The organism is Acinetobacter gandensis, assembly GCF_001678755.1.
In the GTDB taxonomy this organism is placed as follows: Bacteria; Pseudomonadota; Gammaproteobacteria; order Pseudomonadales; family Moraxellaceae; genus Acinetobacter; species Acinetobacter gandensis.
Genome location: NZ_LZDS01000007.1, coordinates 1 through 21,616, shown reverse-complemented (window position 1 = coordinate 21,616; position 21,616 = coordinate 1). Strand labels below are relative to the sequence as shown.

Genomic DNA, 21,616 nt, shown 5'->3' with positions numbered 1-21,616 from the left:
GATTAAAATAGAATAAATATTCTAAAAAAAATATTAATTGGCTGCGAAAAAAAACTTAAAAATTAACTGAGATCGTAAACGAATTGAAAAAAGTTGGCATTTTTGACCTTATGAGCATCGAAATGCACATTGACAGTAAAATAAATAATGCAAAAGAACTAATTAAAAATGTTTTAAATTTAAATTAATGAAGTGTTTTGATATTAGTTTTCAATAGTAGGGGGGTAACTCATTTCATGAAAATGGCTAAAGTGACGATGAGACACTTCAAAAAATGATGGGAAGTTCATCTGGTGCGCTCTGCGGGACTCGAACCCACGCCGGTCACTTAGGAGGCAACTGCTCTATCCAGTTAAGCTAAGAGCGCTAGACGGTGGCTAATTTACTCCAATTTGAGTTAAAAAAAAAGTTATTGCCGAAACAATAACTTTTTAAATTGATTAATCTTTTTTCTCTTCTTTCATTTTGATGTCACTCAAATCTTTAGGATTAAGATAGTTGAACATCAGCAACATGATTGTAATCCATACTGGAATCATCAAAACGGATTCCATAAAACCTTGGGTCCACATGATGAAGAGTACCAAAGCAATGAAAATTAAAACAATATAGTTACTTACTGGCGACCAAAGTGCTTCATACGATGTCTTGAAGTTTAGAATGCGTTTAGCGCGTCTAAATTGAAGGTGAGTCATAGTAATCATAGCCCAGTTCAAGACTAAAGCTCCAACCACCACATACATTAAATGACCAAGCGCATCTTCTGGAACAAAGTAGTTTAATAGTACACAACCAAAAATTAATACCGCTGAAAGTAAAACAGCTGGAATTGGTACGCCTTGTTTATTGGTTTTAGCAAAAACTTTAGGTGCATTTCCTTGTTTTGCCAAGCTGTAAAGCATACGGCTGTTTGCATACATACCACTGTTATATACAGATAATGCAGCAGTTAAGATAATAAAGTTAAGTAAGTGTGCCGCCCAATCAATACCCAATTGACTGAAGATCATCACGAAAGGACTTTTATCTAGACCACCAAGGTCAAGTTGGTTCCAAGGTACTAGAGATAAAAGAATCGTTAATGAGCCCACATAGAAAATGAGGATACGGAAAACGACTTGGTTAATGGCTTTTGGAATAGTTTCTTTTGGATTTTCTGCTTCTGCTGCAGCCATACCAATCAGTTCGATACCACCAAAGGCAAACATTAGGAAGGCAAGCATGAAGAATAAACCTTCAAAGCCATTTGGGAAGAAACCACCTTGATTCCAAAGGTTGCTAAATGATGCAGTAGAGTTTGAATCTGCTGTTAATAGTAAATACAAACCGAACACAATCATTGAAATAACCGCAGTTACTTTAATGATAGAGAGCCAGAACTCTGATTCACCATAAAATTTCACATTGCCTAAGTTAACAGCTGTAATGATCACAAAGAAAAACAGTACAGATGCCCAAGCAGGAATATGAGGCCACCAGTAGTTAATGTATTTTGCGACAGCGGTCAGCTCTGTCATTGCAACTAGAATATAGAGGATCCAATAGTTCCAACCGGTCAGGAAGCCGGGAAATTTACCCCAGTATTTATACGCGAAATGGCTGAATGAACCTGCGACAGGCTCATGCACAATCATTTCACCGAGTTGACGCATAATTAAGAATGCGATCAAACCACCAATGGCATAACCCAATATAATGGAAGGACCTGCTGATTGAATCACATGAGCGGAGCCCAAGAATAAGCCTGTACCAATTGCACCACCCATGGCAATCAATTGAATATGACGATTCTTTAAGCCACGCTTGAGTTCGGAGGAATTGGTAGTCAAGTTACTCATCCCGAGAATGGTTTAATTTTGTTAATTGTAATAGATCAAGATTGAATAGCCTAGTAGCTCAAAATATATGAAAAATATTTATGAATAATATAATTAATAATTAAGCTGTATTGTTAGATTAAAATTATATCAATCAATAGATTAATTTTATTTTAAATGAATTGGTGGATGTCTCATTTATATGAAAAAGGTATTGAGTGTTGTTTTTTTATACTTAAGTCATGTGATTGTTAAAACTTCAGTTAAACATTGTATGATGCCAATACGCAGAAAAGAATGGTCTGCTAGAACACAATGATAAATATCCAAGGATTCAATAAAAATGAGTTTTGCACCCCAAATTAAAATTGCAGCAACCTATATGCGTGGTGGTACAAGTAAAGGCGTATTTTTTAAGCTTGATGATTTACCTGTCGCTGCACAGCAAGCGGGCAAAGTGCGTGACCAAATTTTACTGCGAGTCATTGGTAGTCCAGACCCTTATGGTAAACAAATTGATGGTATGGGCGGTGCAAGCTCAAGTACCAGTAAAACTGTAATTTTAGCGAAAAGTTCAGAACCGGATCACGATGTCGATTATTTGTTTGGGCAGGTATCGATTGATAAAGCCTTTGTTGATTGGAGCGGGAATTGCGGAAACTTAACAGCAGCAGTGGGGGCTTTTGCAATTTCGAATGGTTTAGTGGATGCAGCACGCATACCAGAAAATGGTCTATGCACCGTTCGTATTTGGCAAGCCAATATTCATAAAACCATTATTGCACATGTACCAATGGCCAATGGAGAAGTGCAAGAAACTGGTGATTTTGAATTAGATGGTGTGACATTTCCTGCAGCTGAAGTGCAAATTGAGTTTTTAGATCCTGCTGATGACGGTGAAGATGGTGGTGCAATGTTTCCTACAGGCAACTTAGTGGACACACTAACGGTTCCTGATGAAGGAAGTTTTGCTGCAACTTTCATTAATGCCGGTATTCCAACGATTTTCTTAAATGCCGAAGAGATTGGTTATACCGGCACTGAATTACAGGATGTCATTAATAGTGATGCAAAAGCTTTAGCACGTTTTGAAAAAATCCGGGCCTATGGTGCAGTGCAAATGGGATTGATTGCAGATATTTCAGAAGCTGAAAAACGCCAGCACACGCCAAAAATTGCATTTGTATCGAAACCTAAAGCCTATACATCATCTAGTTCTAAAGAAATTACGGCACTTGATACAGACTTACTAGTTCGCGCACTTTCAATGGGTAAACTGCATCATGCCATGATGGGAACAGCTGCGGTGGCTATTGGTACAGCTGCTGCTATACCAGGTACTTTGGTAAACTTGGCAGCAGGTGGAGGCGAGCGTGAAGCTGTTCGCTTTGGGCATCCATCTGGGACGCTACGTGTAGGTGCTCAAGCGGTGAATGAGAATGGCCAATGGGTGGTTAAAAAAGCAGTGATGAGTCGCAGTGCGCGTGTATTGATGGAAGGTTGGGTGCGTATACCAGCGGATACACTCGATTAATTTACATAAAAATTTTATTAAGCCTCTGCTCAGCAGGGGCTTTTTTTTGCCTTTATTCTTTTAATGAATATATAAAGCATTATTTAGTATATATTTAAATATAATATGTACTGCATTTAATATTAGAAGAATAGAGTGATATTTATCACATTTCATTTGATAGCATTCCGCATAGCTATACCCTGAAAAAACTGGCTCGAACATGCTTAAAAATGACTTAATAAAACAGGAACTTTCAGTAGAACATTTAGCAGTCCTTGATGCACTGCCAATGCCTGCTGCGCTTTTTTCCGCAACTGCTGACTTATTGTGTGCGAATCAACTTTTTCAACGTAGTTTTCGAACAGACTTAAGTCAACTCATCTCCAATAAACTCGAAATAATGTTGAGTGTACAGCCGAATCAATCTGAATTTAGTTTGCGTTGCTTAGAGATGGAGCATATTGAACCGTTTATTTATTCGGAAAGTGAACGACACTATTGGCTGACTTTAAAACCGCATTATTTGCATGATGGTCAGTTAAAGCATGTCATGCTGTGTTGTGCAGATATCACTAATTTAAAACAATCTGAACAGAAATTAATGCAACACAATCAATTGTTGAAGCAGCAAGTCTATATCGATCATTTGACACAAGTGCTGAATCGTCGTGGTTTTGATTTGCAGATAGAAGAATGGCAACTCAAACTTGCACGCCAAGACTTATCTGAAATGAGTTTGATTATGTGTGATTTAGATAACTTTAAGCAGATTAATGATATTTATGGACATGATTTTGGCGATGAAATTTTAGTGAAATCTGCTCAAATTTTAATGCGTGTGATTGAAAGCATGGAGGATGCTTACGTATTTCGAATTGGTGGTGAAGAATTTGTAATTGCGTTGCCAGATATGCAATTAAAAGATGCATGTCATATAGCACAGCAATGTTGTCATCAAGTCTCAGCTATGTCTGCAAACTATGCTGATAAGGTTCTGAAACTTTCGATTTCATGCGGCGTTGCACATCAATATCAAGATGGGGTCTTAGCTGAGACTTTGGCCAAAGCAGATCAAGCTTTATATCAAGCAAAATATAGCTCTAAAAATTGTACTTGTTATAGCGACGGTGACGGTATTAATTTATTCGAATGTTAATGGTGCTTTTTAAAAATTATCGAATGTGAAGAGATAAATAGACCAGTGAATGATTAATAAGCAGATTTGACAATGAGCATAGAGAATACGTACAGAAAGCAGTATCATGCAACAAGTCAAAATGACCATAGGTTTAGCAACGGGTTTGCTAAACATACTAGATTTTAGTTGATTTAAATATTCGAGGTGAATGTGTCCTCATTAACAGATGTTTCTACTTATGCCCTGACTGAAGCGCAAGAGCGTATTCAACAGGACTTACTAACAGCACTGGATGCTTTTGCTATTCCAGAACCGTTAAAAGGTGCGGTGTATCATGCTGTGATGTTGGGTGGAAAACGTGTTCGTCCGGCACTTTGCTATGCAACAGCTGCATTAAATCCGAATCAAAATGCTGCGGCAGTTCGCCGAGCAGCGGTGGCAATTGAGTTTATTCATTGTTATTCATTGGCACATGATGATTTGCCATGCATGGACAATGATTTATTACGTCGTGGTCAACCGACATGTCATGTGGCATTCGGTGAAGATACTGCGTTATTGGCAGGTGATATTTTACAATCGATGGCATTTGAAGTTTTGGGTAGTCGTTTATTTGATCAGGGTGCTGCTGTAGACGCTCCAATTGTATTAAAGCAAATGCAGATTTTAGCGACTGCGACTTCTAAAATGGTCAATGGACAAGTGCTGGATTTACAAGCCGAAGGTAAGCACGTAAATCAAGAACAACTGGAAAATATTCATCGTAATAAAACTGGCGCACTTATTTCTGCTGCAATTATGATGGCAGCAGTGACGATTTTTAATGGAACAGATCAAGCCATTCCAAAACTACGTGAGTTTGGACTTGCTATTGGTTTAGCGTTCCAAGTTCAAGATGACATTTTAGATATTATTGCAGATACAGAAGTGCTTGGAAAAACAGCAGGTAAAGACCAACAAGTTGATAAATCGACTTATCCTGCATTGTTGGGTTTAGAACAAGCAAAAGAATACGCTGAGACATTACATAATCAAGCTGTTAATGCCTTAGCATACTTTGGTGATGATGCTACAGAATTGCTGAAGATTACGCAGTTTTTACTAAATCGAAAAAGCTAAATTAAGCACGATGAACTGCCCATAACATTGCATGATGTTATGGGCTTTTTTTCAGTAAAATAAAAATTTCTGATTTAAAAAAAGGACGCTGAGCGTCCTTTTTGATCGATATAAAACCGATTAAATGCTTTCTTTATAGATGCGGTCTGCTTCTTCGAATTTATCTGTAATTTCGTTAGAAGGTGCTTTACCCATCAAGCTAACAACGACAATTGCAATGAGTGAGCAGATGAAGCCAGGAATGATTTCATAAACGCCTGTATCGCCCCAAACGTTTTTCCATAAAATCACCATCACAGCACCGACAACCATACCTGCTAAAGCACCATTCAACGTCATACGTTTCCAAAACAATGACAAAATAATGAGTGGACCAAATGCGGCACCAAATCCTGCCCATGCATAAGCAACAAGACCTAAAACTTTTGAATCAGGATTACCAGCCATGTAGATGGCAAGAATTGAAATCAATAGCACCATAATACGGCCAACCCAAACCAACTCTGTTTGCGATGCTGATTTACGAAGGAACGATTTATAGAAGTCTTCAGTGAGCGTACTTGAACAGACGAGCAACTGGCAGCTCAGTGTACTCATAATGGCAGCTAAGATTGCTGCAAGTACAATACCTGCAACCCAAGGGTTAAATAGAATTTTAGTTAATTCCATAAACACCGTTTCAGGGTTGGCACTTACCACACCCGCAAGTTCTGGATGTTGTTGGAAGTAAGCAATACCAAAGAAACCAGCAGCTACAGCACCACCTAAGCACAGTGTCATCCAAGTCATACCAATGCGGCGCGCATTTGGAATAGATTTAACTGAATCGGCTGCCATGAAGCGTACCAGAATATGTGGTTGACCAAAGTAGCCCAAACCCCATGCTAAAAGTGACATGATCGCGACAAAGCTCAGATCACCAATAACATCCATGGCTTGAGGGCGTGCTGTTTCAAGTGCCATGGTGAATTGTGTTAAGTCTGAGAACGATAACATCACCACAATAGGGGTGAGTAATAAGGCGAAAATCATAAAGCCCGCTTGAATGGTGTCAGTCCAGCTTACAGCAAGGAAACCACCAATAAAGACATAACTTACAGTAGCAATTGCGCTGATCCATAGGGCAGTGCTATACGACATGCCGAACATACTTTCGAATAAGCGTGCACCTGCAACCATGCCTGAAGCACAATAAATGGCAAAGAAAATCAAAATGATCACGGCAGAAACAATACGCAGAATTTTTTTCTGATCATTAAAGCGATTAGAAAAATAGTCGGGGAGTGTTAACGCATTATTTTGTACTTCAGTATGTACGCGAAGACGGCCTGCAACCAGTAACCAGTTGAGCCAAGCACCAATGATTAAGCCAATGGCAATCCACATTTCAGAAAGTCCTGAAAGGTAGATTGCTCCGGGTAGACCCATAAGTAGCCAGCCACTCATATCGGATGCACCGGCAGATAGCGCTGTAACAAAGCTACCTAAGCGTCTGCCACCCAAAATGTAGTCAGAAAAGTTACTCGTTGCACGATATGCGAGTAAACCAATCACGACCATGGCGACAATATAAAAGAGGAAAGTAATTAGGGTGGGATTTAGGGAGCTCATACGATATCCGTTTTGGCGTTGGACAAGTGCTTTTAAAACGGAGGATTTAAGCGGAATTTACTTGATTATGTTGGTAAATAGAGGCTTAAGATCCTGATACGTCAAAAAATAACGGGAAATTTAAACATAAATTTACTGTTTTTGCTTCAATTTTCGCAGTGACCACAAAAAATGGGCAGTCTCTAGCTGCCCATTTGAAGCTTGTGAAATCAAAAAATTATTGGTTACGGCCCATCACACCACGAATGGTATTAAGAATATCGGCTGGTAGAACCACAGTTTTCGCATTATTGGATTTCGCCATATCCTGCATGGCTTTGACATATTGCTCACCCAACAGGTATGCCACAGGAATTTCTTGATCACCGACGGCTGAGCTCACCATTTCAATCGCGCGTTGTGAAGATTCAGCTAAAACCACTTGTGCTTCAGCATCACGACGAGACGCTTCTAAACGACCATCAGCTTCTAAAATAGCTGCTTGCTTTTCACCATCAGCTTTAGTCACTGTTGCACGGCGTTGACGCTCAGCTGCAGCTTGCTCTTCCATGGCTGCTTGCATGGTGTGAGATGGCTTAATATCTTGAATTTCGACAGTTTTAAGGGTAATACCCCAATCCGAAATATCATCTGAAATTGCAGCTTTGAGTTTGGCTTTAATATGATCACGCGATGACAGCGCATCATCTAAGTCCATTTCACCTACGATTGAACGTAGAGAGGTTTGTACTAAGTTTTGAATGGCCCACGTATAGTTTTCAATACCATACACCGCTTTTTCAGGCGTAGTGAGATTGATATACGCTACTGCATTCATTAATAGTACGGCATTGTCACGTGAAATCACTTCCTGAGATGGAATATCTAACACGATATCTTTGGTGGTCACTTTATAAGCCACTTCATCAATATAAGGAATGACAAAGTTTAGGCCTGGGTTGAGGGTAGTATGGTATTTACCTAAGCGCTGCACAATCCATTTAAAACCCTGAGGCACAATGCGAACACCTTTAAAGATGGTGACGGCCACAAAAACAAGGAAGGCTAAAAAAACAATTGAAACACCTGACATTTCATTTCTCTCTTATTTATAGATTGTCATTTTGGCTACTGCTATGGCGCTGAACCACTAAATCGTTGCCTAAGATGTCGATGACTCGAACGCGATCGCCCACTTCGAGCTGATCTTGAGTTCGACAGTGCCATTCATCAGAGCCAAGTACAGGCATAGGAAAACGAACTTTAACTGAACCATGATTTAGCTGGGTTTGGATGACCATGCCGACTTGTCCAATAGTGGCTTCACGAGAAAGTCCAGCTTTGGTTTTATCGGTAGATAAGGGCTTAATAAATTTAAACCACGAAAAAGTGCATAGGATGGAAAGTACGATCCAAATAATGATTTGGACATTAAAGTCCATTGAAGGAAAAATCCAATATAAAATGCCGACCAAAATGGCCGATACACCAAACCAGAGTGCGGCAAAAGAAGGCAAAATCAATTCGAACAGGATTAATGCAACACCCAGAACGAACCAGTGCCAAGGTTCTATAATAAATTCCATACATCTACTCTTATATTGGGTAATTGATATAGATGAACCAGCATCTATATCAATGTAGCAGATGTATAAGCTAATGAATATTAAAAAAATCGCTGAATTAAATTTTGGCTCTTGGCGCCGGTTTAAATGCAGCAGGAGATTGTTTAAAGTTGCTGATTGCTTTTTCAATGCTGACAATTTTTAGTTGTGCAGCTTTTTCACCTTCTAAAATGGTGGCATTGCTGGATTTCAAATCGAGTGTACCAATATGACCGACTTTCGGCTGTATCACGATATTGGCATTTTTCAATTCTTCATTAATACTTTGCTGCCCCATAATATTGATGGTTTGGTCAAGTAGACCGAACATACTTACAGCTTTTGTCCCATCAGGTCGGGCTGAGATATCAACGGCAATCACAATATCTGCACCCATATCGCGCGCAGTTTTTACAGGAATTGGACTCACTAAACCACCATCAACATATTTGACACCTGCAATGGTGGCTGGAACAAATACGTTAGGAATACTGCACGAGGCACGTACAGCCTGTCCTGCATTCCCTCGAATGAATTCGGTTTTCTTACCGTTGTCTAAACGTGTCGCGACAGCCGCAAAACGACGCGGGAATTGTTCAATCGGTTTATTGCCAATATTTCTATTCACAAAGTCTTGTAATTTTTGCCCCTGTATAATGCCTTGGCTATTTAAAGTTAGATCACGAATATCAGATTCTTTAAAGTTCAGTGCGATTTGTTGCATTTGGTAAGGGGTTTTACCACTTGCATAGAGGCTGCCGACAAAACTTCCTGCGCTCGTACCGGTCACGATTTTTGGCTTAATGCCATGTGATTCAAGGACTTTTAAAACGCCAATATGCGCAAAGCCTTTTGCACCACCACCGCCAAGTGCAATCGCAATAACTGGTTCACGAGCTTTTACTGGGGTTGGAGTTGGAGTAGCTGGTTTTTTAGTTGCTGAATCACAACCGACAAGACCAAGTACCAACAGGCCTGGAAGAAAATAATGTGCGAGTTTCATTTTGGAAATCTGATTGTTAATTAAACAAAGTGCTCATCTCATCAAAAAATGAAGGTTTTGACTAGGGCTTTTTCCAGTGCTTTTGTAACGGTAGCGCCAACCACTCTGGATTGCGAGGAGAAAACTGTCCTTGATATAAGTTGAGTATGTCATTCAGATCGGTATCAAAATTACCAGTGGTATGAAATACGCCTAAGCAACGGATGGTCTTTTGTGCATAATCAAAAGCAAACATCACAATTGGAATGTGAGATGCATGGGCAATGTAATAAAAGCCACTGCGAATTTTATCGGCTTTTTTCCGTGTGCCTTCGGGTGCCATACCAATCCAAATTTGTTTGTTTGCTTGAATAATGTTAGCAATTTCATTAGTTAGACCTTTAGGGTTTTCACGATTGACTGGAATAACTCCCACCCAATTAAGTAAATGTTTGAGTGGGGTATCAAACAAGCTATTTTTGCCAAAGATGGTGATTTTCAAACCAATGCCAAGTAAAGCGAGAAAGCCGTGCCAAGCATCAATATTAGAGGTATGTGGTGAGATGATCGCTACGGCTTTAGGTAAATTAGGAAATTCACCAACAAAGCGCCAACCTTGTGCTAAAAATAGACGCTTAAAAATGGCACGACTATAAATAGATCCACGCGATGGAGCGAGAGGTGGTAGTTCGGGAAAATCAGTATGTGTTTTATTATTCATTTTATATTCTGTAAAAGTGTTAGAGCGATACCTTAAATTGACAATTTTCTAAAATGATTCGTTAATAAAAAGTGCAGAGCAATGTTGAATCATCAACTCAAATAAGGTTGTTCGTATCATATGTTGTCGTGAATTGGAGTTCATTGGCATAATCGCTGTAGTTTTAGCTGCTCACTGCATATTTTGCTTATTTGATACAGGGACGTTTATGGTTTCAAACCGCCAACTCTATGTTCTATTATTTTCCTTGTATTGGGCACAAGGTTTGCCAGTTGGGTTTATGACACATGCCTTGCCTGTCATATTAAGAGCTCAGGGAGTATCACTGGCACATATAGGTGGTTTTGGCTTATTGATGCTGCCTTGGTCAATCAAAATACTTTGGGCACCATTGGTAGACCGACAAGGTTCAAAGCGCTATGGGCATTATCGCAGTTGGATTATTCCGACCCAGTTTTTAAGTGTCATCATCCTGATAGTTTTATCTTTTTTACCGATCGCCAATTTAGATGAGCCTGTATATCTGTTGATGTTTTTTATGGTACTGCTTAGCCTGAATTTGGTGGGTGCCACGCAAGATATCGCAACTGACGGTTTGGCAGTGAATATTTTAAAATCTGATCAGCAGCATTGGGGCAATACATTTCAAGTTGTTGGATCGCGTCTCGGTTTTATTGTCGGTGGTGGCGCGGTACTTTGGGCACTGGATTGGTTGCATTGGCAAACAACTTTTTTATGCTTAGCAGGTATCGTATTTTTAAATACTTTAGCCATTCTGTTTTACCAAGAGCCTAAAAAAGAGCAGATCGTCTCTCAGCATTCACATGTAAACAAACAAACGTTATGGCAAGTTGTAAAACAGTATCTGATTTATTTTACCCAAACCAAAACACTTCGTATGTGGCTGCTGGTGCTGCTGACTTTTAAAATTGCAGATGGTTTTGCTGGGCCGCTGCTCAAGCCGTTAATGGTGGATTTAGGTTTGAGTTTTAGTCAAATTGGAATCTATGTGACGATGTTGGGTGCTATTGCTGCACTCGTTGGGGCAGGTTTAGCCGGTTATAGTTTGAAGTATCTCTCGCGTGTACATGCCTTGATTGCTTTTTCGATATTAAAAATCATCAGCCTAATGGCTTATGCATGGTTAGGTTTGCAATACGAATTAAAGCGACTTGTAGATGCTTGGATAATTTATTTCATTAATGCTTTTGAAGATATGGTTTCAGCCATGCTCTTGGTCGTGATGCTGACCTTAGTCATGCAATATAGTCGTAAAGCAGTTGCAGGCACAGATTTTACTTTTCAAGTTGCGTTGATGGCGACGGTGAGTGGTGGATTGTATAGTGTGAGTGGCGTATTTGCAGATGTGCTGGGGTATAGCACGTATTTATATTTGATCACAGCTTTGGCAGCGTGCAGCCTAGTACCGATATTGATGTGGGGGAAAGTCATAAAACATGAGCAAAATGATCTTTAAATAGTGATTTATTCTAAGTTTGTATTTATCAGCTAAAACGGCTTTGTTGCACAAACCTATCTGTAAAGGCTTTTTCAGCGATATAATTTTCAAATGAAGAAGCCTGCACACAAAATCTACCGCACAACCAATTGGCCCGCATATAACCGAGCACTTATGAGTCGCGGAAATATTGCCATTTGGTTTGATCCTGCTACGCAATGGTATGCGCCATCAAAAGGCAAACAAGGGCGAAATCAAACCTACTCCGACGCAGCCATCCAATGCTGCTTAATGATTAAATCCTTATTTCGTCTGTCTTTACGTATGGTTACTGGCTTTGTGCAAAGTCTGATTAAACTTTGCGGATTAAATTGGATAGCTCCAGATTACACCACGCTTTGTAGAAGACAAAAGCATATTGGTATAGATGCTAAAACCCTACAAATACGAGCAGTTCAGCTTACAACCAATAATGTCAGTGATTCACAGGTGCTTGGTGATTTACTTAATCAGATTCCACAAAATGAGCGGATTGACTCTGTTTATACTGATGAAGCTTATGACACCAAGCAATGCCGTCAGGTCATTGCAGATCGGCAAGGGCATGCGGTGATTCCACCTAGAAAAAATGCGAAACCATGAAAAGATACAAAGAGTAGCTCGCTAGAGCGAAATGAATTACTTCGAACAGTTAATCTTGCGAAGCAGTGCTTCTCAGGCAGGACACTATGGAAAAAATGGTCAGGCTATCATCGGCGAAGTTTGGTTGAAACTAAGATGCATTGCATCAAATTATTAGGAGATAAACTCAGTGCAAGGAGTTTTGATAGCCAAGTGAATGAGATCCATGCACGTGTAGCAGTTCTTAACAGATTTACGGAATTAGGTCGACCACTTACCCAAGTTACGCCTTAAATTTGGCTCAATTAGGGGCGCTTTGCATTTCAAATCTTTGTGCAACAAAGCCTTTAATATAAATCATTGTCTTACGCTTTTGTGAAAAGCCTAGTGATCACTGATTGGACTTTTTATTGATTCTTCATGTCCCGCGACTATTTTCAATCAATATTCCACGGTTTTATTTAATGAAATTTAGTGCTATAGCAAACAAAGATGTCCAGATTAAATAAGAATAGACTTCCAAGTGGTTAATGATTTGCAGATAGACAAATAAAAGGATAGGGGCGTCATAGATGGTCAAATTCACGTACAATATTAGTTAATTTGCAGGTATAGATCCTGCCTTATCAGATGATTCTGTTCTCCCTTTGATTATTGGCATACATATGGCGCAAGCAAAGAAATTTTTTCCGCAACAAAAATTGGAATTACATGCACGAAATCTGCATCGCAGTCGTTACGATTTTCCTCAGTTAATTAAGAGTTGTCCGGAACTTGCACCTTTTGTCAGCCCGAATAAATATAACGATTTATCGGTAGATTTCTCTGATCCGCACGCTGTGAAAATGCTGAATAAAGCATTGCTTAAGCATTTTTATGGCATTCAATATTGGGATATTCCTCAAGATTATCTTTGTCCGCCTATTCCAGGTCGAGCGGACTATATTCACTATTTGGCTGACTTGTTGAGTGCCAACAACGAAGGGCAGATTCCAACTGGACACAACGTTCAAGTGTTAGATATTGGGGTTGGCGCGAACTGTATTTATCCGATCATTGGTCATCGGAGCTATGGTTGGAAATTTGTTGGCTCAGATATTCATTCTGCATCGGTTAAAAGTGCTCAATTTATTGTGGAGGCTAATCCGAATCTGCGTAAAGGGATTCAGATTCGATTGCAGAAGGCAGCGAGTAATATTTTCAAAGGCGTAATTAAATCTTCAGATCGTTTTGATTTGACCATGTGTAATCCGCCATTTCATGCTTCGCAAGATGAAGCAAACGCGACAGCCACTCAAAAATTAAGAAAACTGGGCAAGCAGGTTGATCGTACAAAGGTGGTGTTAAACTTTGGAGGTCAAAAGAACGAACTTTGGTGTGATGGCGGCGAAGAACGATTTGTCTGCCAAATGGTGCAAGAGAGTATTCAGTTTGCTGAGCAATGCCTTTGGTTTAGTACGCTGGTTTCCAAGAAAACAACATTGCCTGTGCTGTTAAATGCCTTAGCGAAGGGCGGAGCAGTGGATGTAAAAACCATTAAAATGACGCAGGGACAAAAAGAAAGCCGTTTTGTCGCTTGGACCTTTTTAGATTTAAGACAACAGCAAGCGTGGAAGAATGCACGTTGGACTTCAGCTTAAGCCTGCCTTTGCTCGAAGTGTTCACTTTGTTTTGGGCATGCAATGCATGAAGCATCAGTAAAGAGTTTCCTATATCAATAAACACAGCAGCGCAAGCATGGTGTGTTGAATCAATCAGGCGATAGTTGTGCTAAACAAGACGCATTGTTAATTGTTACAAAAAACAGCATTCAGCGATTTTTGCTTATTTTGTGTTCTAAGCGCTTTGAATATTCTGCAAGGGCTTCTTTTATATGTGAAAAATGCGCGGAATTGAACTGCAAATGCGTATGTTTATCATTTAAATTTTATATAAATCATAAGCTTACAAAAATTATATTTTGCATTCATTTTGAAACTTGTCCATAATATTTGAAAAGGGTATGGAGTGAAGAAAATGCGTGGCAATCCAGAAGTCGTAGACTACTTAAATATGCTGATCGGTGGCGAACTGGCTGCTCGTGATCAATACTTAATTCATTCCCGTATGTATGAAGATTGGGGTTTAAGTAAAATCTTTGAACGTATCGATCATGAAAGCCAAGAAGAAGGCTCACATGCAGATGCATTGATTCGTCGCGTATTGTTCCTTGAAGGAACGCCGAATATGAATCGTGATGATATTGAAGTCGGCACAGACGTTGTGACCTGTTTAAAAGCGGATTTGGCGCTTGAATATCATGTTCGTGAGAAACTTGCACAAGGCGTAAAATTGTGTGAAGAAAAGGGTGACTATGTGACCCGTGATATGCTGCGTCAGCAAATGTCAGATACTGAAGAAGATCATACCTACTGGCTTGAAAAGCAAATGCGTTTGATCGAACTGATTGGCCTACCAAACTATATTCAGTCTCAAATGTAATTTGCGAAAAAATCTAAAGACCCAGCACAAGCTGGGTTTTTTATTAAGTCATGAAAACTATTGTTGTAGTTTTTTGATATCTGCCAAAACTTGCGCCGCATGTGTCTGTGTATTCACACTGGTGTAGTGATAAACAATAATACCTTTCGGATCAATGAGAAAGGTTTCACGTTTGGCAACTTTTAAAATCCCTAAGTTTCGTACAATGCCTAACTGTGTCGCTAGCTTATGTTGTTGATCGGCAAGAATTGGAAAGGGAAGTCCCAGTGCTTTAGAGAACTTTTGATGTGAAGCAACATCATCTAAGCTTGCGCCCAAAACAACAGCATTACTTTTTAAAAATTGTGCATATAGGGTTTTAAATTGATTGGCCTCTTCTGTACAACCTGGGGAGTTATCTTTGGGGTAAAAGTACAGAACAAGCCATTTCCCTTGATATTGCTTCAGTTCGTGCCATTTTCCGTTTTGATCTTGCAATTTAAAGTTGGGTGCGGGGGTGCCTACCCATTGTTTTTGTTTGTTTTGACTGGTGCTGAGTATTGATGTTTCGGCAACTGTGATTTGGGTGGTTGCTATTAAAGCACATGTCATTAAACAGATTTTTAGCAATGAAGAAACTTTCATAGAGTATCAGTTTATATTGTTCTTTATCTGATCTTAGCAAATTTTAAAGCGATGTAGGCAGTCAGATTTTATATCTATCGAAATTGATCCCAAATGTATTTTGCAAATCGGTTGATGTGCTGAAATGCCACTATCAAACTTACTTTGAACTTTTATACTATTTGGAATCGGTTAATTTTAGAGTTTGCATTGAATCAACATATTTTACTTATTACCGGATGGGGCGGCGGCAGTAAATTACTTACTCCTTTACAGCAGGCATTAATTGGACAGGGCTTCAGTGTTGAACTCTGGAACATTTTTGATGCTTTAAACAAAGACGTGCTTGCACAGAAAGTTGAACAGGCAAAACAATTTGATGTGATTATCGGTTGGTCTTTAGGCGGTCAGTTGGCGACTATTTTGGTAGATGCAATACAAAAACAATATCAGCAGAAAAAAGTCCTGATCACGCTAGGTTCAAATCCTTGTTTTGTTGCTAATCAAGACTGGTCAGCAGCAATGGATCAAATGAGTTTTCAGCACTTTAAACAATCCTTTCAACAAGATGCTATTGCTACTTTAAAGAAGTTCGGTTTCATGGTGTGTCAAGGGACTGATAGTACCAAGCAAGATTTTGTAACTTTGCAAAGTTTAATTCAGGCGCAAAATTTAGATGTGCTTCATGCGGGGTTGAGTTGCTTGGAAAAATTAAATAATGTAAGTATCTTAAAAAATTATAGTGGTTATCAGTATCATGTTTTTGCCAAGCAAGATTATTTAGTTAGTTACAAAGTTGAACGTTTATTGCGAAATTTAGCAGTAGAATTTTTACAAACTGAATTAGTTTCTGGCTCACATGGCTTTCCTTTATTTGATGCTGAAAGCATAAGTTGCAAAATCTACCAATATTTAAAGAAAATTGAACAAATCTCCGTATAGCTGGCCTATATCGCAATTTATTTTTGATTCCAGCAGGTTTAACATCATTCCGCATTGATGCAATACCGCGCTTATATGGAGTTAAGGATGACCGAACTAACCGATCTACAATTTGATCAGCAGCACCTTTGGCATCCTTATACTTCCATAACAGCGCCATTACCGACCTTTAAAGTCAAACGTGCATTTGGGGCAGTTATTGAGCTGGAAGATGGCACACAGCTGATTGATGGCATGTCATCATGGTGGTGTGCAATTCATGGTTATAATCATCCTGAACTAAATCAGGCAGTGGTTGATCAGCTGAAAAATATGTCACATATCATGTTTGGCGGCTTAACTCATGACCCTGCAATTGAATTAGGACGCTTGCTGCTCAAAATCACGCCACCATCTTTAGATAAAATTTTTTATGCTGATTCTGGTTCGGTGGCAGTTGAAGTCGCTATGAAAATGGCCGTGCAATACTGGTCTTCTAAAAATGGGTCTACCCAATCTGGCGCCGCATCTTTAAAAAATAAAAAAACCAACTTTATTACACCACGCTCGGGCTATCACGGAGATACATGGAATGCCATGTCGGTTTGTGACCCTGTGACTGGCATGCATCAAATATTTGGTTCCAGTTTACCCAATCGAATTTTTGTTGCCGCACCGCAAACGGCCTTTGATGAGGTGTGGAATCCTGGCGACATTTTAGAGCTTGAACAAACTTTGGCTGCGCAGCATGAACACATTGCAGCGTTGATTTTGGAGCCGATTGTGCAAGGTGCTGGGGGGATGCGTTTTTATCACCCAGAATATTTACGCCAAGCCCAATTACTCTGTGAGAAATATCAGGTTTTATTGATTTTTGATGAAATTGCCACAGGCTTTGGCCGTACCGGAAAATTATTTGCATGGGAATGGGCAGGAATTGAACCAGACATTATGTGTATTGGCAAAGGCTTGACTGGCGGTTATATGACTTTGTCTGCAACTCTGACTACCAAGCATATCGCAGAAACCATAAGTCAGGGTGAGGCAGGTGTATTTATGCATGGGCCAACCTTTATGGCGAATCCGCTGGCGTGTGCAGTTGCGCTGAAAAGTACCCAACTTTTAATGCAACAGGACTGGGCGAGTAATATTCAACGTATAGAACAACAGCTAAAGTTGGGCTTGAGTTCGTTAGCTAAACTCAATTATGTGCAAGATGTGCGTGTGCTTGGTGCCATTGGTGTTGTGGAATTAAGCTTTAATGTTGATATGAAAACCTTGCAACAGGAATTTGTGCGACGCGGAATTTGGGTGCGCCCTTTTGGTAAACTGGTGTATGTGATGCCGCCGTACATTATTTCTGAGCAGCAGTTGGCTGTGTTGTTGCAGCAATTGCAAGAAGTGGTGCAAGGACTGGGGGAGAGAGCAGCATGAGTATGCTTGATCACTATGCAGAACAGTTGGATGAGTTAAAAACTCAAGGTAACTTTCGTCAGTTTCGCTCCAATATTCAGACTGATCGATGGATTGAAATAGATAAGCAGCGCATGCTGAATTTATCGTCCAATGACTATTTGGGACTGGCTGCAAATACACAGCTACGTGAGCAATTTTTTGATGAAACACCGAATAGCCAACGCTGGATGAGTTCATCTTCTTCGCGGTTGTTAACTGGTAATTTCCCTGCATATGAACTGCTCGAACAAAGTTTAACCCATGCCTTTCATGGACGTGCAGTGCTGTTATTTAACAGTGGCTACCACATGAATATTGGAATTTTACCGGCACTGGCGGACAGCAAAACCTTAATTTTGGCCGATAAGCTGATTCATGCCAGCATGATTGATGGCATTCGTTTATCCACGGCGAAATACGTGCGTTATCGCCATAATGATTTAGCACATCTGACACAGTTGTTAGGTCGCTACCATGACGATATTGAGATTGAACGAATTATTGTGGTGACCGAATCCATTTTTAGTATGGATGGTGATGAAACTGATCTTGCCGCATTGGTCGCGATTAAACAGCAATTTGCTAAAGTCATGCTGTATGTTGATGAGGCACATGCAATTGGTGTGCGTGGTGAGCAGGGACTCGGATGTGCAGAACAATATAGCGTGATTGATCAGATTGATTTATTGGTCGGCACTTTTGGTAAAGCGCTAGCATCCATTGGCGGTTACCTAATTTGTCATCCGATTATTCGAGATTGTTTAATCAATAAAATGCGTCCTTTAATTTTTAGCACCGCGCAGCCACCGATCTGTATGGCGTGGACGAATTTTATTTTTCAGCGCGTACTGAGCCTTAATCATTTACGCAGCCATCTTGCACAAATGAGTAAAAGTTTGCAGCAGGCAATACAAGCCAAAGGTTTTACCTGCCCATCGAGTTCGCATATTGTGCCAGTGATTATTGGCGACTCCTTGAAAACGGTTAAAAAGTCGAAAGCTTTACAACAGGCCGGTTTTTACATCATGCCAGTGCGTCCGCCAACGGTGCCGCAACATAGCTCGCGCCTGCGTATTTCCTTAAATGCTCAGCTTCAGTCCGCTGAGTTAGAGCAACTGATTGCGTTGCTTTGAGATTGACACGCATGGATATTGATAAAGCACACGTGGCGCTACGCTTTGCGCAAGCAGGGCTGAGCTATAGTGAACATGCCGTAGTGCAAAAGCAAATTGCATTACATTTGGCTGGCTTAATGGCTAAACATCTGCCGTCACACGAATTCTCTGAAGTTTTGGAAATTGGCTGTGGTTCAGGAAATTTAACCGATCAATTATTAGAGCAGTTTCGTATAAAAAAATTGTTGTTGAATGATTTGTATGCTGAAGTTCAGCAGCATTTTTCAGCACTTTCAAATAGCTCAACTCAAATTGATTGGCTTATTGGTGATATTGAACAGGTGGCGTTGCCAAAGGCTTTAAACCTAGTTGCATCGTGTTCGGCATTGCAATGGTTAACGGATTTCAATGCATTAACGGCTAAAGTGCATAATTCACTTAGTGAGGATGGCTATTTTTGTTTTTCCAGTTTTGGCCCACAAAATTTGATTGAAATAAAAACCTTGACTGGGCAAGGCCTGAATTACTTTAGCGCAGCACAGATAGTGGATATCTTAGTCGGCAATCAATTTGAAATTTTGCATCTATCTGAACAGCGGTATCACTTGGATTTCACTCATCCCAAACAGGTGTTACAGCATTTAAAAGCCACTGGTGTCACGGCAACAGGGAGTGGTTATCGCTGGACAAAATACAGTCTGCAAAAATTTTATCAAGAGTATCAACAGTTTTCTGAAAAAGATGAAGCAGGTCATCTGCAATATGCACTGACCTATCATCCTATCTATTGCATAGCGCGGAGAAAGCCATGACAGGGTCTGTATATTTTATCAGTGGGATTGATACAGGAATTGGCAAAACCTATACCACAGGCTATTTGGCGAAAATATGGAATGAACAAGGGATACGAACGATCACGCAAAAGCTGATTCAAACCGGCAATGTTGATGTTTCTGAAGATATTGAGCAGCATCGTCAGATTATGGGTACAGGTTTTTTGCTTGAAGATGAAACCAAGCTGACCATGCCTGAAATTTTTACTTATCCAGCATCGCCACATTTAGCCACCAAACTCGATGGGCGTGAAATAGATTTTGCAAAAATTGAGTTTGCCACCAAACAACTGAAAGAAAAATATCAAGCGGTTTTATTGGAAGGTGCGGGCGGTTTGATGGTGCCATTGACCACGGATCTTTTAACAATCGATTATGTTGTAGAGAACCAATATCCCGTTATTTTGGTGACATCAGGTCGTTTGGGCAGCATTAACCATACGATTTTAAGTTTGGAAGCATTAAAAAGTCGTGGCTTAGTGCTTTATGCACTCGCTTATAATTTAAATGATGAATCGCAAGATGCATTGATTTCTAAAGATACTGCTGAATATTTAAAAGCATATTTAGCGAAACACTTTCCACAAGCATTATGGATTGATGTTCCTGTATTGGCATAATGGGCTAACTCTTTATATTAATAATGATTGGGCGTATTTATGACGGATCATGCGTTTATAGAACTTGCGATTCAACTTGCGAAAGAAAATATTGAGCAAGGTGGTCGGCCATTTGGGGCTGTGATCGTTAAGCATGGCATTGTGGTGAGTACAGGGGTGAATCAAATATTAATCTCAGGCGATCCGACATCTCATGCCGAGTTAAATGCATTAAGACAAGCCGCACAAAATTTAAATACGACCTCTTTGAAGGACTGTGTCGTTTATGCGAGCGGACAACCGTGTCCAATGTGTTTGGCGGCTCTGCGAATGGTTGGAGTTGAAAAAATTGTATATGCCTATTCAAATGCTGATGCAGAAGTCTATGGTTTATCTACAGCAGAGATTGCTGAAAAATTAAGACTTGAACCACATAAACAGGACGGGTTGAGTTTTAGTCAGTTAAAGCCAAACTGTGATCATAAGCTATATGATTTTTGGAAGCAGAAAAATATGTAATAAATACTAAGTGTTTTTGTCTGAGTCACTAACTGTATAGATTTCTGTGAAGAATTAAAAAAGCCAACTGAGTTGATCAGTTGGCTTTTTTGTTGGTGAGCAATTATTGATTTGCTGAGACCCCAATTTTTTTGACATTCAAACGTTGTGCTGCTGCCATCACCATAGCGACATCTTTATATTCTGTCATTTTGTCAGGTTGCACTTTAATCGTATCCTGATCTGCTTGTTGTGCAACACCAGCAAAAAGTGTTTCTAAAGCTTGCTTATTTGCAACGGCTTGACCATTCCAAAATAATTTACCTTGCGCATCAATTTTAAGTGTCACCGGTTCAGGTGGTTTTTCATTGGTTGGCGGTGGTGTTCCATTGGGTAGATCAATATTAATTGAGTTATTTGGAATGGCTTTGTTGCACAAAGATTTGAAATGCAAAGCGCCCCTAATTGAGCCAAATTTAAGGCGTAACTTGGGTAAGTGGTCGACCTAATTCCGTAAATCTGTTAAGAACTGCTACACGTGCAT

Annotated in this window: 19 protein-coding genes, 1 tRNA gene and 2 pseudogenes; 13 read left to right on the top strand and 9 right to left on the bottom strand. The window is 39.9% G+C overall.

What is annotated here, in order from left to right:
* Positions 1-291: 291 nt before the first annotated feature.
* Positions 292-367, bottom strand: a tRNA-Arg gene (locus A9J31_RS04070).
* 73 nt (positions 368-440) lie between these two features.
* Complete coding sequence (locus A9J31_RS04065) at positions 441-1,829, bottom strand: amino acid permease (RefSeq protein WP_150923027.1); 1,389 nt, start codon at positions 1,827-1,829, stop codon at positions 441-443.
* Between the two features lie 331 nt (positions 1,830-2,160).
* Between A9J31_RS04065 and prpF the strand changes: the two genes are divergently transcribed.
* The 3 genes from prpF (at position 2,161) to A9J31_RS04050 (ending at position 5,590) form a co-directional block, all read left to right on the top strand.
* Positions 2,161-3,351 (top strand): 2-methylaconitate cis-trans isomerase PrpF, encoded by a 1,191-nt coding sequence (prpF, locus tag A9J31_RS04060; protein WP_067762686.1) that lies wholly within the window; start codon positions 2,161-2,163, stop codon positions 3,349-3,351.
* A 202-nt stretch (positions 3,352-3,553) separates the two neighbouring features.
* Positions 3,554-4,489 carry a GGDEF domain-containing protein gene (locus tag A9J31_RS04055; protein WP_067762685.1) on the top strand — a complete coding sequence of 312 codons (936 nt, stop codon included), beginning with the start codon at positions 3,554-3,556 and terminating at the stop codon, positions 4,487-4,489.
* Between the two features lie 192 nt (positions 4,490-4,681).
* Positions 4,682-5,590, top strand: coding sequence for a polyprenyl synthetase family protein (locus tag A9J31_RS04050; protein ID WP_067762684.1), 909 nt, complete (start codon positions 4,682-4,684; stop codon positions 5,588-5,590).
* A gap of 120 nt (positions 5,591-5,710) precedes the next feature.
* Here the strand turns inward: A9J31_RS04050 and putP are convergent, their stop codons facing one another.
* From putP to A9J31_RS04025, 5 genes are all read right to left on the bottom strand, one after another.
* A complete protein-coding gene (gene putP, locus A9J31_RS04045; protein ID WP_067762683.1) occupies positions 5,711-7,201 on the bottom strand; it encodes a sodium/proline symporter PutP in 1,491 nt (496 codons plus the stop codon).
* A gap of 217 nt (positions 7,202-7,418) precedes the next feature.
* Positions 7,419-8,273, bottom strand: a complete 855-nt coding sequence (locus A9J31_RS04040) for an SPFH domain-containing protein (protein WP_067762682.1) — start codon at positions 8,271-8,273, stop codon at positions 7,419-7,421.
* A 16-nt stretch (positions 8,274-8,289) separates the two neighbouring features.
* Positions 8,290-8,766 carry an NfeD family protein gene (locus A9J31_RS04035; RefSeq protein WP_067762681.1) on the bottom strand — a complete coding sequence of 159 codons (477 nt, stop codon included), beginning with the start codon at positions 8,764-8,766 and terminating at the stop codon, positions 8,290-8,292.
* Positions 8,767-8,863: 97 nt separating this feature from the next.
* Positions 8,864-9,787, bottom strand: a complete 924-nt coding sequence (locus A9J31_RS04030; protein WP_067762680.1) for a patatin-like phospholipase family protein — start codon at positions 9,785-9,787, stop codon at positions 8,864-8,866.
* 61 nt (positions 9,788-9,848) lie between these two features.
* A complete protein-coding gene (locus A9J31_RS04025; RefSeq protein WP_067762679.1) occupies positions 9,849-10,487 on the bottom strand; it encodes a 1-acyl-sn-glycerol-3-phosphate acyltransferase in 639 nt (212 codons plus the stop codon).
* 208 nt (positions 10,488-10,695) lie between these two features.
* Between A9J31_RS04025 and A9J31_RS04020 the strand changes: the two genes are divergently transcribed.
* From A9J31_RS04020 to ftn, 4 genes and pseudogenes are all read left to right on the top strand, one after another.
* A complete protein-coding gene (locus A9J31_RS04020; protein WP_067762678.1) occupies positions 10,696-11,964 on the top strand; it encodes an MFS transporter in 1,269 nt (422 codons plus the stop codon).
* Between the two features lie 93 nt (positions 11,965-12,057).
* Positions 12,058-12,861 (top strand): annotated as a pseudogene (locus A9J31_RS04015) (IS5 family transposase).
* Positions 12,862-13,232: 371 nt separating this feature from the next.
* Complete coding sequence (gene rlmF / locus A9J31_RS04010) at positions 13,233-14,207, top strand: 23S rRNA (adenine(1618)-N(6))-methyltransferase RlmF (protein ID WP_067762677.1); 975 nt, start codon at positions 13,233-13,235, stop codon at positions 14,205-14,207.
* 376 nt (positions 14,208-14,583) lie between these two features.
* Positions 14,584-15,048 (top strand): heteropolymeric bacterioferritin subunit Ftn, encoded by a 465-nt coding sequence (gene ftn, locus A9J31_RS04005; protein ID WP_067762676.1) that lies wholly within the window; start codon positions 14,584-14,586, stop codon positions 15,046-15,048.
* Positions 15,049-15,105: 57 nt separating this feature from the next.
* Here the strand turns inward: ftn and A9J31_RS04000 are convergent, their stop codons facing one another.
* A complete protein-coding gene (locus A9J31_RS04000) occupies positions 15,106-15,672 on the bottom strand; it encodes a peroxiredoxin (protein ID WP_067762675.1) in 567 nt (188 codons plus the stop codon).
* 189 nt (positions 15,673-15,861) lie between these two features.
* On the opposite strand from A9J31_RS04000, the gene A9J31_RS03995 reads away from it, so the two are divergent.
* The 6 genes from A9J31_RS03995 (at position 15,862) to A9J31_RS03970 (ending at position 21,093) form a co-directional block, all read left to right on the top strand.
* Entirely contained in the window at positions 15,862-16,593 is a 732-nt protein-coding gene (locus A9J31_RS03995) for a lipase family protein (protein WP_067762674.1), read from the top strand.
* A gap of 87 nt (positions 16,594-16,680) precedes the next feature.
* Positions 16,681-18,006, top strand: coding sequence for an adenosylmethionine--8-amino-7-oxononanoate transaminase (bioA, locus tag A9J31_RS03990; protein ID WP_162270470.1), 1,326 nt, complete (start codon positions 16,681-16,683; stop codon positions 18,004-18,006).
* Positions 18,003-19,160, top strand: coding sequence for an 8-amino-7-oxononanoate synthase (locus A9J31_RS03985; RefSeq protein ID WP_067762673.1), 1,158 nt, complete (start codon positions 18,003-18,005; stop codon positions 19,158-19,160). The genes bioA and A9J31_RS03985 overlap by 4 nt, the downstream gene beginning before the upstream one ends.
* A 2-nt stretch (positions 19,161-19,162) precedes the next feature.
* Positions 19,163-19,954 (top strand): malonyl-ACP O-methyltransferase BioC, encoded by a 792-nt coding sequence (gene bioC / locus A9J31_RS03980; protein WP_150923103.1) that lies wholly within the window; start codon positions 19,163-19,165, stop codon positions 19,952-19,954.
* Positions 19,951-20,595 (top strand): dethiobiotin synthase, encoded by a 645-nt coding sequence (gene bioD, locus A9J31_RS03975; protein ID WP_067762671.1) that lies wholly within the window; start codon positions 19,951-19,953, stop codon positions 20,593-20,595. Before bioC ends, bioD begins: the two co-directional genes overlap by 4 nt.
* Before the next feature lie 39 nt (positions 20,596-20,634).
* The gene (locus A9J31_RS03970; RefSeq protein WP_067762670.1) at positions 20,635-21,093 is read left to right on the top strand and encodes a nucleoside deaminase; all 459 of its coding nucleotides are present in this window, start codon (positions 20,635-20,637) and stop codon (positions 21,091-21,093) included.
* Positions 21,094-21,196: 103 nt separating this feature from the next.
* Here the strand turns inward: A9J31_RS03970 and A9J31_RS03965 are convergent.
* Positions 21,197-21,496, bottom strand: a pseudogene (locus A9J31_RS03965) (ExbD/TolR family protein); the annotation flags it as partial.
* Positions 21,497-21,616: the final 120 nt, after the last annotated feature.

What these genes read in the sequence shown, in the direction of transcription:
- prpF (WP_067762686.1), top strand. Translation starts at nt 2,161, where the DNA reads ATGAGTTTTGCACCCCAAATTAAAATTGCAGCAACCTATATGCGTGGT.
- A9J31_RS04055 (WP_067762685.1), top strand. Translation starts at nt 3,554, where the DNA reads ATGCTTAAAAATGACTTAATAAAACAGGAACTTTCAGTAGAACATTTA.
- putP (WP_067762683.1), bottom strand. Translation starts at nt 7,201, where the DNA reads ATGAGCTCCCTAAATCCCACCCTAATTACTTTCCTCTTTTATATTGTC.
- A9J31_RS04040 (WP_067762682.1), bottom strand. Translation starts at nt 8,273, where the DNA reads ATGTCAGGTGTTTCAATTGTTTTTTTAGCCTTCCTTGTTTTTGTGGCC.
- A9J31_RS04035 (WP_067762681.1), bottom strand. Translation starts at nt 8,766, where the DNA reads ATGGAATTTATTATAGAACCTTGGCACTGGTTCGTTCTGGGTGTTGCA.
- A9J31_RS04030 (WP_067762680.1), bottom strand. Translation starts at nt 9,787, where the DNA reads ATGAAACTCGCACATTATTTTCTTCCAGGCCTGTTGGTACTTGGTCTT.
- A9J31_RS04025 (WP_067762679.1), bottom strand. Translation starts at nt 10,487, where the DNA reads ATGAATAATAAAACACATACTGATTTTCCCGAACTACCACCTCTCGCT.
- A9J31_RS04020 (WP_067762678.1), top strand. Translation starts at nt 10,696, where the DNA reads ATGGTTTCAAACCGCCAACTCTATGTTCTATTATTTTCCTTGTATTGG.
- rlmF (WP_067762677.1), top strand. Translation starts at nt 13,233, where the DNA reads ATGGCGCAAGCAAAGAAATTTTTTCCGCAACAAAAATTGGAATTACAT.
- ftn (WP_067762676.1), top strand. Translation starts at nt 14,584, where the DNA reads ATGCGTGGCAATCCAGAAGTCGTAGACTACTTAAATATGCTGATCGGT.
- A9J31_RS04000 (WP_067762675.1), bottom strand. Translation starts at nt 15,672, where the DNA reads ATGAAAGTTTCTTCATTGCTAAAAATCTGTTTAATGACATGTGCTTTA.
- bioA (WP_162270470.1), top strand. Translation starts at nt 16,681, where the DNA reads ATGACCGAACTAACCGATCTACAATTTGATCAGCAGCACCTTTGGCAT.
- A9J31_RS03985 (WP_067762673.1), top strand. Translation starts at nt 18,003, where the DNA reads ATGAGTATGCTTGATCACTATGCAGAACAGTTGGATGAGTTAAAAACT.
- bioD (WP_067762671.1), top strand. Translation starts at nt 19,951, where the DNA reads ATGACAGGGTCTGTATATTTTATCAGTGGGATTGATACAGGAATTGGC.
- A9J31_RS03970 (WP_067762670.1), top strand. Translation starts at nt 20,635, where the DNA reads ATGACGGATCATGCGTTTATAGAACTTGCGATTCAACTTGCGAAAGAA.